Below are 12,903 nucleotides of genomic sequence, written 5' to 3' on the forward strand. Positions count from 1 at the left end.
CCCCACCCCCACCCCACCCCACCCTCAAGTTGATCAAGAGGTTTGCGTCAGAAACCGGGCTCGACTTGACGCAAACCTCTTGATCAGCTCGGGGAGGGTCAGGGGAGCTGGGTGGCCGCGTGGCGGCCGGCGGCGGCTGCCGACAGGAAGTAGGCGTGGTCGGCGTCGAGGCCACGGCCCATGGTGGACAGCGGGACGCTGCTGGCCCGCAGTGCGGCGTCGAGACCCTCGGTGGGCACCCGGACGATCCGGTGCCGGGCCGCCAGGGGCGCCAGCGCCGCGTCCACCTCCGCAGCGAGCGACGGCGTCAGGTCCTCGGGCACCACCAGCTCCGCCGGGGCGAGCGCGACCCGGCCGTACGCGGTGAGGCTGTGGTGCGACACGCCCCGGTGCCGGGGGCGGGGGTCGGCGTCGGAGATGCGCAACGAGCCGACCGGCCGTCCACCGAGCGTGGCGACCGCGTTGACCGCCTCGCCGACGGCGACGCCGGAGAAGCCCCAGCGGGTGCCGGTGCCCAGGTTGCCAGGCCCCTGGGCGACGACCGCCACGTCCGCGTGGAGCACGTGGCGGGCGGCGAGCAGACCGCCGTGCACCGTGGTGGCCTCCAGGTCGCCGCCGAACGCCTGCCCGACGGTGATCGTGCCGGCCAGCTCGGCCCGTAGGCCGGCGAGCGTGCGGGAGAACCAGGCGGGCAGCGCCCCACCGTCGGTGAGCAGGTAGGCCACCCGGGCCTGGGGGGCGTCGGCCCGGATGCCGGCCAGGATCGCCGGGAGGGCCGAGTGCAGGTCGGCGGTGACCACCGGCAGGCCGCCCAGGTCGTCGGCGGCGGCAAGCACGTCGCGGTGCGGGGAGGCTTCCTCGTCGACGCCGAGCAGGATCGGCTGCAACGGCGTGTAGCGGGCCTTGACCAGGTGCCCCGCGTCGCGGGTGTCGGCGACGTCCGGCGGGTCCGGCGGCAGCCGGTCCGGCAGGGCCACCACGAGGGCGTACCCGCCGGTGCCGAGCCCCATCAGCAGCGCGCCGGCGTTGAGCAGCACCCGGTCGCCGGGTTGGGGCGTGCCGACCAGCTCCGGGTACGCGAGGGCCCGCATCCTCGTGCCGTCGGGCAGGTCGACGTCCAGCTCCACCGCCCCGGTCCACTGCCGTCGCAGCGCCACCACCGTCCCCGTACGCCATCGCACCATGACGGGCACGCTAGCCCGCGCGGCCCCGGCGGCCCTCGCCCGGGTGCGGTTCAGCCCGGCTCGGGCCCGCCGGCGTCCGGGCTCGGCCCGGCCTGGGTGTGTCGCGCGTCGCCGGTGACGCCGGGCAGTGAGCGGGTGGGGTCGAGGAAGACGAATCGGATCTCCGGGTACCGGCCGGTGAGCCGCCGCTCGGCCTCGTCGGCGGTGGCCTCGATCTGCGCCCCGGTGGCCTCGTCGCGGAAGTCGACCTTCGCCGCGACCAGGATGTCCTGCGGACCGAGCTGCATGGTCAACAGGGTGTCGATGCGCTCCACCTCGGGCAGCCCGGCCAGGTCCTGCTCGATCTCGTGGCGCAGCCGCTCCGGGACGGCCCGACCGACAAGCAGCGACAGGTTGTTGCCGGCGAGGATCCCGGCGACGGTCAGCAGCAGCAGCCCGATCAGGATCGACGCGACGCCGTCCCACACCTCGTCGCCGGTGGCGTGCGACAGGCCGACGCCGAGCCCGGCCAGCACCAGACCGATCAGGGCGGCGCTGTCCTCCAGGAAGACCGCCTTGACGGTGGTGTCGGCGGTCAGCCGCAGGAACCGTCGGGGCGTGGTCCGCCAGCGCCGTGACTCGCGGCGGACCTGCCGCACCGCCCGGGCCAGTGAGATCGACTCGATGACGAAGGACACCCCGAGCACGACGTACGAGATCAGGTAGTCGCCGCTGTGCTCGTGCACCAGGATCGTGGTGACACCGTGGGTGACGGCGAAACCGGCGCCGGCGACGAACGTGAACATCGCCGCGAAGAACGCCCAGACGTAGCTCTCCTTGCCGTACCCGAAGGGGTGTCGCTGGTCGGCCGGACGGGAGCCGCGGCGCAGCGCCTGGAAGAGCAGCACCTCGGTGGTGGTGTCGGCGACCGAGTGGGCCGCCTCGGAGAGCATCGCGGCGGACCCGGAGACCAGCCCGGCGATCAGCTTGGCCACCGCGATGGCGAGGTTGGCGACACCGGCGACGACGACGGTGCCGACGCTCTCGCTCTCGGGCCTGGGCTCCGGCTGCGACATGAGGGTCAGCCTATGACCGCGGACGACGGCGCGCCGGGGGAGACCCGATCCGAACAAGTGTGCGGCACGCCCGCGTGGGTGCACGGTCTGGGCGGGTCGGCTGCTAGCGTCTACCGCGTGTCGCGGACCCGCACCGAACGCCTGGTCAACCTGGTGATCTGCCTGCTGTCCACGCGACGGTTCCTGACCGCCGCGCAGATCGCCGCGACCGTGCCCGGTTACGAGCACGATCCGGACGACGCGCGCGACCACGAGGCGTTCCAACGCAAGTTCGAACGGGACAAGGCCGAGCTGCGTGAGTTGGGTGTGCCACTGGAGACCGGCACGGCGAGCGCGTTCGACGCCGAGCCCGGTTACCGGATCGCGCACCGGGAGTACGCGCTGCCCGACATCCTCCTCGAACCGGACGAGGCCGCCGCGGTCGGCATCGCCGCGCGACTGTGGCAGCACGCCGGGCTGGCCGCCGCCGCGTCGTCCGGGCTGGCCAAGCTGCGGGCCGCCGGGGTGGACGTGGACCCGCAGGCGACGCTCGGCCTGGAGCCGATGGTCACCGTCGACCCGGCCTTCGCGCCGTTGACCGCCGCCGCCCGTGACCGCCGCGAGGTGGGGTTCGACTACCGGGTGCCCGACCGTGACGCGCCCAGCCGGCGGCGGCTGCAACCGTGGGGCGTGGTCTGCTGGCGCGGCCGGTGGTATGTCGTCGGCCACGACCAGGACCGGGAGGCGACCCGCTGCTTCCGGCTGTCCCGGGTCGTCGGCGCCGTCCGGGTGACCGGTGCCCCCGGCGCGTACGAGCCGCCGGCGAACGTCGACCTGATCAGCCACGTGGCCCGCTGGTCGGGTCCGGTGGAGCGCACCGGTCGAGCCACCGTGCTGGCCGCGCCGGGGCGGGCGGCCGGCCTGCGCCGCTGGGCGGTGGAGGTGACCGCCGGGCCGGACGGCGACCGGCTGGTCCTGCCGTACGCCGACCCGGACGGGCTCGCCGGTCATCTCGTCGGCTACGGCCCGGACGTGCGGGTCCTCGACCCACCCGAGGTCCGTGAGGCGGTCATTCAACGACTCAAGGAGATCGCGGTGCGCCACGACGAGCTGGCCGTCAGCGGAGGTGCCCGGTGACCCGCCCGGCCGTCCGCAACGGTTCCCGCACGTCCGCCGACCGGCTGGCCCGACTGCTCAACCTGGTGCCCTACCTGTTGGCCCGGCCGGGCATCGAGATCGCCGAGGCGGCCGGTGACCTGGGCGTCACCGAGCGGCAGCTCCGGGAGGACCTGGAGCTGCTCTGGGTGTGCGGGCTCCCCGGGTACGGCCCCGGTGACCTGATCGACATGGCGTTCGACGGTGACCGGGTGACCATCACCTACGACGCCGGCATCGACAGGCCGTTGCGGCTGACGCCCGACGAGGCCCTCGCGCTGGTGGTGGCGCTGCGGATGATCGCCGAGACGCCCGGGGTGGCCAATCGGGAGGCCGTCGAACGGGCTCTCGCCAAGATCGAGGACGCGGGCGACCTGGTGGGCGCCCCGGTCGCGGTCCGGTTGCCCGGGGACACCCCCCGGGTCGAGGCGCTGCGCGCCGCCGTGGAGGGTGGCAAGGCCCTGCGGATCACCTACTACACGGCGGCCCGCGACGAGACCACCGAACGGGTCATCGACCCGCTGCGGATGCTGATGGTCGGCGGCCGGGCGTACGTGGAGGCGTGGTGTCGGCGCGCGGAGGCCGTCCGGCTGTTCCGCGCCGACCGGATCGACGCGATCACCGAGTTGGACGAGCCGGCGACGGTGCCGCCGCAGGCCGTTCCCCACGACCTCACCGAGGGCGTGTTCCGCCCGTCGGTCGACCTGCCGCTGATCACCCTGCGCATCGGTCGGGGCGAGCGGTGGATCACCGAGTACTACCCGTGCGAGCGGGTGGAGGCCGACGGCGACCAGTGGCTGGTCTCCCTGCGGGTCACCGACCTGGGATGGGCCCGCCGGTTCGTGCTGGGCCTCGGCCCGGAGGCCACCGTGGTCGCCCCGGTCGAGTTGGCCGAACAGGTGCGGGCGACGGCCGCCGCCGCGCTCGACGCGTACGCCGTGCCCACGCCCATCTCCGCGCCCCGGCCCGTGGCCGACCCGGAGGGCGTGCCGTCGGGCGACCCGGCGGTGGCCGGCCGCACCCAGTAGGCTGACCGCCGTGCTGATCTGGATCGTGCTCGCGGTGGTGCTGCTTCCCCTGGTGGTGCTCGCGCTTGCCGTGCGCCCGGTGCTGGCCCGGCTGCCCCGACTGCGCCGCGCCGCCGTGGCGTTGCAACGGCGGGCCACCGAGGCCGAGTCGCTGCGGGAGACCGCCGAGGCGTTGCAACAGCGCGCCGAGGAGGTCCAGTCTCGGCTCGACACCGCGTCCCGGCGACTCGCGGTGATCAAGGCCAGGCGCGGCTGATCGCGCACTCACCCGGCGGTGGTTGACGGATCATCGCGGGTTGGTCAAGACTTCACCCTCCCGGCCAAACCACCACCACCCGGCGGGTGGCGGGCAGCCGATCCGCACGTACGATGGGCTGCGTACCACCCCTCGGACACAGAGCGACTGGAGCTTCTCATGGGTGCCCTCAAGCCGTGGCACATCGCTGTTCTCGTGGTTGTGCTGATCCTGCTCTTCGGTGCGAAGCGGCTCCCCGACGCGGCCCGTTCGCTGGGTCGGTCGCTGCGGATCATCAAGGCCGAGACCAAGAGCCTGCAGGACGACGACCGCGACCTCGCCGAGAAGGCCGACGCGCAGGCCGGCTACCAGCCGCTGCCGCCGCACGCCGGGCAGCAGGCGCCGTACGCCGGCCAGCCGCAGCAGGCCCCGTACCAGCAGGCCCCGCCGCAGCAGCCGGTCGTCGACCCGGTGCACCGCGTCCGCGACAACTGATCGAAGGGCCCCACTCCCGTGGCCTTCGCCCTGCGTAAACGCGGCCCGAGCACGTTCGAGCGGGCCGCCGATGGCTCGATGACGCTGATCGAGCACGTTCGTGAGCTGCGCAACCGTCTGTTCCGCGCGTCCGTGGCGATCCTCATCGGTTTCGGCTTCGGTTTCTGGTTGGCCAAGCCGGTGCTGCACCTGCTCCAGCAGCCCTACTGTGACCTGCCGCAGGCCCGATATGTCGACGGCAAGTGCGAGTTCGTTCAGCTCGGCCCGGCCGACCTGTTCCTGCTCAACCTGAAGGTCGCGCTCTGGGTCGGGTTGATCGTGGCCGCCCCGATCTGGCTGTACCAGCTCTGGGCGTTCATCGCGCCCGGCCTGCACCGGCACGAGCGGCGCTACGCGTACTTCTTCACCGCTCTCGCCGCGCCGCTGTTCGCGGCCGGCGCGGTGCTGGCGTACTTCGTCACGGCCAAGGGCCTGGAGTTCCTGCTCAGCATCTCGGACAGCGAGATCAGCACGACCTTGGAGATCACCAAGTACATCTCCTTCGTCACCAACCTGATCCTGTTGTTCGGCGTGGCCTTCGAGTTCCCGCTCGTCGTGTTGATGCTCAACTTCGTGGGCATCGCCAGCGCGAAGCGGTTGCTGAGCTGGTGGCGGGTGGCGATCTTCGTGTTCTTCGCGTTCTCCGCGGTGGTCACCCCGACGCCGGACCCGTTCGGAATGACGGCCCTGGCGATCTGCCTCTCCGCGCTCTACTTCGGTGCGGTGGGCATCGCCTTCCTCAACGACAAGCGGCGTGGGCGCGGCAAGGAGATCTACGCCGGCATCGACGACGACGAGGTGTCGCCGCTGGAGTTCGACGCGGACCCGGTCGTGGCCGGGCAGCGGGTCGACTCGGCCGCGCCGATCGGTGTTCCCGAGCCGATCGCCAAGCCGGCGCCGATCGAACGCCGCTACGACGACATGACCTGACGGCCCCGCGCCGCCCGGTCCACCGACGCCGTCCCCGTTCGCCGGGGGCGGCGTCGTCGCGTCACCTGCCGCACTCGCGGGGCAGAGGGTGCTGACGCCGCCTGCCCCTGATGAACGGCGGGTGTCCGACCGGTACGGTGCTGCCCGTGACCGCAGACGATCACCTGCCCGGCCCGGTCGACCGCGCCCCGCTCGCCGGTGGCCCGGTGGCCGTACTCACGAACCCGTCCGCCGGCCGGGGCCGCTACGGCGCCCTGCTGCCCCGGCTGCTGGACGGGCTGGCCGCCGGCGGCCGGCCGCTGCGGTTGCTGTCGGCGTCCGGCCCGGAGGAGGCCGAGGCGGCGTGCCGTGCCGCGGTCGCGGACGGCGCGGGTGCCCTGGTGGCCATCGGTGGCGACGGTACGGTGCACCGCGCGTTGCAGGCCGTCGGCGGCACCGACGTGCCGTTCGGCCCGATCCCGGCCGGTACCGGCAACGACTTCGCCCTGGACACCGGATTCCCGGCCGATCCCCTCGCGGCGGCGGCGGTGATCGCCGAGGCGGTGCGGGTCGGCCGCAGCCAACCGGTGGACCTGGCCCGGATGGTCGGGTTCGACGGCGTCGCACGCTGGTACGGGGCGGTCCTCGCGGCCGGGTTCGACGCGATCGTCAACGAGCGGGCCAACCGGATGCGTTGGCCACGTGGTCCGCGCCGGTACGACCTGGCGATCCTTGTCGAGCTGGCCCGGCTGCGCCCACGCCACTACACGCTGCGCCTGGACGGGGTGCCGCACGACCTGGACGCGGTTCTCGTTGCGGTCGGCAACTGTCCCACGTACGGCGGTGGGATGCGGATCTGCCCCGACGCGGACCCGACCGACGGCTTGCTCGACGTGGTGGTCGCGGGTCGGGTCGACCGGCGGACGCTGATCCGGGTGAAGCCGCGCATCTACCAGGGCACCCACGTCAGCCACCCGTTGGTACGCAGCTTCCGGGCCCGCACGGTGGAGTTGGCCGCCGACGGCATCACCTCGTACGCCGACGGGGAACGCTCGCTGGAGCTGCCGGTGACGGTCAGCGCGGTTCCGGGCGCTTTGCGGCTGCTGCGTTGACGCGTACCGCACCGATGCTCGCCGCGATGACAAGCACGATGGCGGCGCACTCCAGCAGGGTCAGCGCCTGCCGCAGCACCAGCCACCCGGCGAGCGTGGCGACGGCCGGGCCGAGGCTCATCAGCACCGCGAAGGTGGCGGTGGGCATCCGCCGCAGCGCCAGCAGCTCCAGCGTGTAGGGCAGGCCGGAGGCGAGCACCGCGAGCGCGGCGCCGAGCGCCAGCACCTGCGGTTCGAGCAGCACGGCACCGCCGTCGACGATGCCCAGCGGCAGGGTGACCAGGGCGGCGACGGTCAGCGACAGGGCCAGCCCGTCCGCGCCGGGGAAGCGGCTGCCGACCCGGGCGCTCAGCACGATGTACGCGGCCCACATGGCGCCCGCGCCGAACGCGAACGCCACCCCGGCCGGGTTCAGCCGGTCGAAGCCGCCCTGCCCGAGCAGCGCCACCCCGGCCAGCGCGAGCCCGGCCCAGCCCCAACTGGCCAGTCGTCGCGCGGAGAACACCGACAGCGCGAGGGGGCCGAGCACCTCGAGCGTCACCGTCGGGCCCAGCGGGATGCGTTCGATGGCCTGGTAGAACAGCGAGTTCATACCGGCCAGCGCCAGCCCGAACGCGCCGACCGCGAGCCAGGCCGACCGGTCGTGACCGCGCAGTCGTGGCCGGCAGACGACGAGCAGCAGCACCGCCGAGATGGTCAGCCGCAGGGTCACCGCCCCGGCCACCCCGGTACGTGGGAAGAGCAGCGCGGCCAGGGCGGAGCCGAACTGCACCGACAGGGCCCCGCCGAGCACCAGCCCCACCGCGACGACGCCACCGCGCCGGGCCGGTGGGGTGTCGGTCGGCGGTGGCGTGGGCAGCAGAATCTCGGTCACGGGCACGACGGTAGGCCGTCATCGTCGGCCACCTGGCGGCGGCGTCCACCCGGGTGACCCTGGCCGGGTGGGGTACTTGTCGAGCGGGCGTTGGTCAGGCCGGCAGGGCGAGGTCGAGCACCGCGCCGAGCCCGTTCTCCCGGCCCGGCTCGGCGGCCGGGAGGACCAGCACCGAGCAGCCGGCGGCCACGGCGCCGGCGTCCGCAGGTGTGTCACCGACCATCAGCGTCTGCTCCGGGTCGACGCCGAGCATCCCGCAGGCACGCCAGAAGATCGCCGGGTCGGGTTTGCAGCGCCCCACCTCGTAGGAGAGCACGAACGCGCCGACCAGCTCGGTGAGCCCCCAGGTGTCGAAGTGGGGCCGCAGGTCGAAGCCGATGTTGCTGACCACCGCCACCGGCACCCCGGCGTCGCGCAGCGCGGCCAGGGTGGGGGCGGTGTCGGCGTACGGTGACCAACCCTCGGCGGTCAGCAACCGTTCGTAGAGCGCGTCGGCGAAGCCGTCGATGCCGGCGTCGACGGTCTCCGCCAGCCCGGTGTACGCACCCCGGTGGGCGTGTTGGTAGAGGTCCCGGTCGGCCCAGAGCTCGGCCAGTCGGGGTGGCACCCGCGCCGGTAGTGGTCCGCCGGCGCGTCCGGCGGTCAGCAGCCGGTCGGCGAGCGAGGTGGCGCGTACCCGGTCCAGGGTGACGCCGCAGGCCGCTGCGGCCTCCAGCACCCACCGCTGGGGGTCCTCCACCTGGGCCAGGGTGCCGTGGAAGTCGAAGAGCACCGCCTTGACAGGGCGTCGGGACGCCCGACGGGCGGCGGTCGCCTCGGCGGTGCCTGGCGGACTGGTCTGGGGCGGTTCGGCATGGTCCGGCACGCCGTGCACCCTACCGACCGCCCCCGACCGTGCCTCCGGACGGCCTTGTGGGGTGACGTGTCCCGGCACGCACTAATCTTGGTGCCATGTCGAGCCCCGCCGAGCGGTACGCAGCGGCGCGCCGCAAGGCCGCACAAGCCGCACAGTTTCCGGCGTTGGACGAGTTCGCCCTCGATCTGGGGTTCGACCTCGACGACTTCCAGCGGGAGGCGTGTCAGTCGCTGGAGCGGGGCAGCGGTGTGCTGGTCTGTGCTCCCACCGGCGCCGGTAAGACGGTGGTCGGGGAGTTCGCCGTACACCTGGCGTTGCGCGGGCGGCCCGACGACCCGGTGCCCACGGCCGACGCGACGACCCCGCCGCCGCGGCGCAAGTGCTTCTACACCACGCCGATCAAGGCGCTGTCCAACCAGAAGTACCACGATCTGGTCGCCCGGTACGGCGTGGAGCAGGTCGGCCTGCTGACCGGCGACAACGCGATCAACGGCGACGCGCCGGTGGTGGTGATGACCACCGAGGTGCTGCGCAACATGCTCTACGCGGGCTCCAGCACCCTGCAGGGCCTCGCGTACGTGGTGATGGACGAGGTGCACTACCTGGCCGACCGGTTCCGCGGTGGGGTGTGGGAAGAGGTGATCATCCACCTGCCCGCGTCGGTGACCCTGGTCTCGTTGTCGGCGACCGTCTCCAACGCCGAGGAGTTCGCCGACTGGCTGGTCACCGTCCGCGGCGAGACCGCCGTGGTGGTCAGCGAGCACCGGCCGGTGCCGTTGTGGCAGCACATGCTCGTCGGCAAGCGGATGTTCGACCTGTTCCACGACGCCGACGCCGCCCGCAAGCACGACGTGCATCCGGAGCTGCTGCGCTACACCCGTGACCAGACCCGGCGGCTGGAGCTGGGCGAGGGGCGCAGCGCGGGGCCGGGTGCCGGCCGGCGTGGCCCGCGCTGGCGGGGCCCGATGCGCCCGGACATCGTCGACCGACTGGACCGGGAGGGTCTGCTACCGGCGATCCTGTTCATCTTCAGCCGGGCCGGCTGCGCCGCCGCGGTGCAGCAGTGTCTCGCCGCCGGGCTGCGGCTCACCTCGCCGGAGGAGCGGGCCGAGATCCGCCGGGTCGTGGAGTCGCGGGTCACCGCCATTCCCGGCGAGGACCTGTCGGTCCTGGGCTACTGGGAGTGGCTGGACGGCCTGGAGCGCGGCCTCGCCGCCCATCACGCCGGCATGCTGCCGGTGTTCAAGGAGGTCGTCGAGGAGCTGTTCGTCCGGGGTCTGGTCAAGGCGGTCTTCGCCACCGAGACCCTCGCCCTGGGCATCAACATGCCGGCCCGCTGCGTCGTCCTGGAACGCCTCGTGAAGTACAACGGCGAGGCGCACGTCGACCTGACTCCGGGGGAGTACACGCAGCTCACCGGGCGCGCCGGCCGCCGGGGCATCGACGTGGAGGGGCACGCCGTCGTGGTGTGGTCCCCGGAGACCGACCCGCGGCACGTGGCCGGGCTCGCGTCCACCCGCACCTACCCGCTGCGGTCCAGCTTCCGGCCGTCGTACAACATGGCGGTGAACCTGGTCGGCTCGGTCGGCGTAGACCCGGCCCGGGCCCTGCTGGAGTCCTCGTTCGCGCAGTTCCAGGCGGACCGCTCGGTGGTCGGCCTGGCCCGGCAGGTGCAGCGCAACACCGAGACCATCGAGGCGTACGGCGCGGAGGCCGCCTGCCACCACGGCGACTTCGACGAGTACTTCGCGCTGCGGGTGGCGATCGCCGACCGGGAGAAGGCGATCGCCCGGCAGGGGCAGACCCAGCGCAAGGCCGCCGCGGTGGCGTCGCTGGAGCGGTTGCGGGTCGGCGACGTGATCCGGGTGCCGTCGGGCCGGCGGGCCGGGCTGGCCGTGGTGCTGGACCCGGCGACCGGCGGGTTCGGTGAGCCCCGGCCGCTGGTGCTCACCCAGGACCGGTGGGCCGGGCGGGTGAGCCCGGGCGACTTCACCACCCCGGCCGAGGTGCTGGCCCGGATCCGGGTGCCCAAGCACTTCAACCACCGGTCCCCGGGCGCCCGGCGGGATCTGGCCGCCGAGGTCAGCGGCACCGGCCTGGACCGGCACGGCGGCCGCCGCGGGGGCCGCTCCCGCCAGGTGACCGGCGAGGATCACCGGATCACCCAGCTCCGCACCGAGTTGCGCAACCACCCCTGCCACGGCTGCCCCGAGCGGGAGGAGCACGCCCGCTGGGCGGAGCGGCGTCGGCGGTTGGAGCGCGACACCGAGGAGCTGCGCGAGCGCGTCAGTGGTCGTACCGGCTCCCTCGCTCGGACGTTCGACCGGATCGTGGCGCTGCTGACCGAGCGGGGTTACCTCGCCCGCGACGGCGCGGTCACCGACGCCGGTCGGATGCTGGGCCGGATCTGGACCGAGGCGGACCTGCTGGTCGCCGAGTGCCTGCGCCGGGGGGTGTGGAACGGGCTGTCGCCGGCCGAGTTGGCCGCCGCGGTGTCGGTGGTGGTGTTCGAGGCGCGCCGCGACGTCGACGAGCGGGCGTCGCTGCCGCGCGGGCCGGTCGCCGACGCGGTGGACGAGACGCTGAAGCTGTGGGGCGAGATCGAGGCCGACGAGGCGGCGCGGGGGCTGACCGCGACGAGGGAGCCCGATCTGGGGTTCGCCTGGCCGGTCTACCGGTGGGCCCGGGGCGAGGCGCTGGCCAAGGTGCTCGGCAGCGGTCACGAGATCGACGGCGAGATGCCCGCCGGAGACTTCGTCAGGTGGGCCCGACAGGTCGTCGACCTGCTCGGTCAGATTGCCGACTCCGGTGGTGCCGCCCCGGAGCTGCGGTCGACCGCTCGACAGGCTATAGCAGCCGTCAATCGAGGCGTTCTCGCGTACCACACGTCGGCGTGATCGTCACGCTCAGTTATTTATGTGGGGGCAATCGACGCAGCGGACGGTCACCGCAACGGCACCCCGCGAATAGCCCGGGGGGCCTATTGCGCCTGATCACGGCACACCTGATCATTGCCCAGGCGTCTTGTTGACGCGTGGGTAACGAATGGGGAGAAAGCCGCCGTGGCGGAGATCAATCACTTTGAGTATGGGTGGATCACACCCGCGTTGAGTTACGCGTTGTCCGTCCTCGGCTCGATCCTCGGTCTGGTCTGTGCCGGCCGGATCCGCACCGCCCAGACGAACGGTCAACGCGCGTGGTGGGGTCTGCTGTCGGCGTGGGCGCTCGGCGGCACCGCCATCTGGGCGATGCACTTCATGGCCATGCTCGGCTTCGCCGTGGCGAACACCCGGATCCGCTACGACGTGCCGCTGACCGCGGCCAGCACGGCCATCGCCGTGGTGGCGGTCGGTATCGGCCTGGCCATCGTGGGCACCGGCCGGCTGAGCCCGGTACGGCTGATCGCCGGAGGTGTCTTCACCGGTGTCGGTGTGGCAGCCATGCACTACACCGGAATGGCCGCGATGCGCCTCAACGGCGACCTCGGCTACGACACCCTCCGGGTCGTGCTCTCGGTGGTGATCGCCGTGGTGGCGGCCACCGTCGCGCTGTGGCTCGCGATGACCGTCCGGCGCGCCTTGGCGATCTTCGCGTCCGCGCTGGTCATGGGCATCGCCGTGAACGGGATGCACTTCACCGGCATGAGCGCCCTGTCGGTGCACCGCCACGAGGGCAGCCGGGAGATCACCGGCGCCGGGGTGAGCACGCTGCTGGTGCCGATCGTGCTGGCGGTGATCTTCGGGGTGGTCGGTCTGCTCTACGCCCTGCTCGCCGCTCCGACCGACGACGACCGGGCCGGCTCCGCGTACCTGGCGGAGCGGCGGTTGTCCGAGCCGACCGCCCCGACGCCGACCGCTGCTCCGGACCCGGTGGGCTTGCGCGCCCGCTCCACCCTCGGTCAGCCGGGTACGCCGTTTCCGTCCCGCCGGGACACGCCGCCGCGCTGACGTCGCGCCCGGCCGGGACCCGGCCCGCCATCCTG

The 12,903-nt window shown here is 73.2% G+C and carries 12 protein-coding genes; 8 read left to right on the forward strand and 4 right to left on the reverse strand.

What is annotated here, in order from left to right; translation table 11 throughout:
- Positions 1 to 98: 98 nt before the first annotated feature.
- On the reverse strand, positions 99 to 1,184 hold the full coding sequence (locus tag AB0C15_RS13850) for a DUF3866 family protein (RefSeq protein WP_357351632.1): 1,086 nt from the start codon (positions 1,182 to 1,184) through the stop codon (positions 99 to 101).
- Positions 1,185 to 1,234: 50 nt separating this feature from the next.
- Positions 1,235 to 2,239: a cation diffusion facilitator family transporter gene (locus AB0C15_RS13855; protein ID WP_357351634.1), complete on the reverse strand. Its 1,005-nt coding sequence runs from the start codon at positions 2,237 to 2,239 to the stop codon at positions 1,235 to 1,237.
- Between the two features lie 117 nt (positions 2,240 to 2,356).
- Between AB0C15_RS13855 and AB0C15_RS13860 the strand changes: the two genes are divergently transcribed.
- The 6 genes from AB0C15_RS13860 (at position 2,357) to AB0C15_RS13885 (ending at position 7,191) form a co-directional block, all read left to right on the forward strand.
- Positions 2,357 to 3,355, forward strand: coding sequence for a WYL domain-containing protein (locus AB0C15_RS13860; RefSeq protein ID WP_091408906.1), 999 nt, complete (start codon positions 2,357 to 2,359; stop codon positions 3,353 to 3,355).
- A complete protein-coding gene (locus AB0C15_RS13865; protein WP_357351636.1) occupies positions 3,352 to 4,401 on the forward strand; it encodes a YafY family protein in 1,050 nt (349 codons plus the stop codon). The genes AB0C15_RS13860 and AB0C15_RS13865 overlap by 4 nt, the downstream gene beginning before the upstream one ends.
- Positions 4,402 to 4,411: 10 nt before the next feature.
- On the forward strand, positions 4,412 to 4,657 hold the full coding sequence (locus AB0C15_RS13870; RefSeq protein ID WP_357351638.1) for a hypothetical protein: 246 nt from the start codon (positions 4,412 to 4,414) through the stop codon (positions 4,655 to 4,657).
- A 159-nt stretch (positions 4,658 to 4,816) separates the two neighbouring features.
- A complete protein-coding gene (tatA, locus tag AB0C15_RS13875) occupies positions 4,817 to 5,131 on the forward strand; it encodes a Sec-independent protein translocase subunit TatA (protein WP_124855346.1) in 315 nt (104 codons plus the stop codon).
- An 18-nt stretch (positions 5,132 to 5,149) separates the two neighbouring features.
- Complete coding sequence (tatC, locus tag AB0C15_RS13880; protein WP_357351640.1) at positions 5,150 to 6,100, forward strand: twin-arginine translocase subunit TatC; 951 nt, start codon at positions 5,150 to 5,152, stop codon at positions 6,098 to 6,100.
- A gap of 146 nt (positions 6,101 to 6,246) precedes the next feature.
- Positions 6,247 to 7,191, forward strand: coding sequence for a diacylglycerol kinase family protein (locus AB0C15_RS13885; RefSeq protein WP_357351643.1), 945 nt, complete (start codon positions 6,247 to 6,249; stop codon positions 7,189 to 7,191).
- Here AB0C15_RS13885 and AB0C15_RS13890 read toward each other — a convergent pair.
- Together AB0C15_RS13890 and AB0C15_RS13895 are read right to left on the reverse strand one after the other, a co-directional pair.
- The gene (locus AB0C15_RS13890; RefSeq protein WP_357351645.1) at positions 7,154 to 8,071 is read right to left on the reverse strand and encodes an EamA family transporter; all 918 of its coding nucleotides are present in this window, start codon (positions 8,069 to 8,071) and stop codon (positions 7,154 to 7,156) included. The genes AB0C15_RS13885 and AB0C15_RS13890 overlap by 38 nt on opposite strands.
- Before the next feature lie 88 nt (positions 8,072 to 8,159).
- Positions 8,160 to 8,930 carry an HAD-IA family hydrolase gene (locus AB0C15_RS13895; RefSeq protein WP_357351647.1) on the reverse strand — a complete coding sequence of 257 codons (771 nt, stop codon included), beginning with the start codon at positions 8,928 to 8,930 and terminating at the stop codon, positions 8,160 to 8,162.
- An 86-nt stretch (positions 8,931 to 9,016) separates the two neighbouring features.
- On the opposite strand from AB0C15_RS13895, the gene AB0C15_RS13900 reads away from it, so the two are divergent.
- Together AB0C15_RS13900 and AB0C15_RS13905 are read left to right on the forward strand one after the other, a co-directional pair.
- On the forward strand, positions 9,017 to 11,818 hold the full coding sequence (locus AB0C15_RS13900) for a DEAD/DEAH box helicase (RefSeq protein WP_357351649.1): 2,802 nt from the start codon (positions 9,017 to 9,019) through the stop codon (positions 11,816 to 11,818).
- A gap of 165 nt (positions 11,819 to 11,983) precedes the next feature.
- Positions 11,984 to 12,868, forward strand: coding sequence for an MHYT domain-containing protein (locus AB0C15_RS13905; RefSeq protein ID WP_357351651.1), 885 nt, complete (start codon positions 11,984 to 11,986; stop codon positions 12,866 to 12,868).
- Positions 12,869 to 12,903: the final 35 nt, after the last annotated feature.

Origin of the sequence: Micromonospora sp. NPDC048835 (genome assembly GCF_040649995.1) — a bacterium.
Lineage (GTDB): Bacteria > Actinomycetota > Actinomycetes > Mycobacteriales > Micromonosporaceae > Micromonospora.

What these genes read in the sequence shown, in the direction of transcription:
- AB0C15_RS13850 (WP_357351632.1), bottom strand. Translation starts at nt 1,184, where the DNA reads ATGGTGCGATGGCGTACGGGGACGGTGGTGGCGCTGCGACGGCAGTGG.
- AB0C15_RS13855 (WP_357351634.1), bottom strand. Translation starts at nt 2,239, where the DNA reads ATGTCGCAGCCGGAGCCCAGGCCCGAGAGCGAGAGCGTCGGCACCGTC.
- tatA (WP_124855346.1), top strand. Translation starts at nt 4,817, where the DNA reads ATGGGTGCCCTCAAGCCGTGGCACATCGCTGTTCTCGTGGTTGTGCTG.
- AB0C15_RS13900 (WP_357351649.1), top strand. Translation starts at nt 9,017, where the DNA reads ATGTCGAGCCCCGCCGAGCGGTACGCAGCGGCGCGCCGCAAGGCCGCA.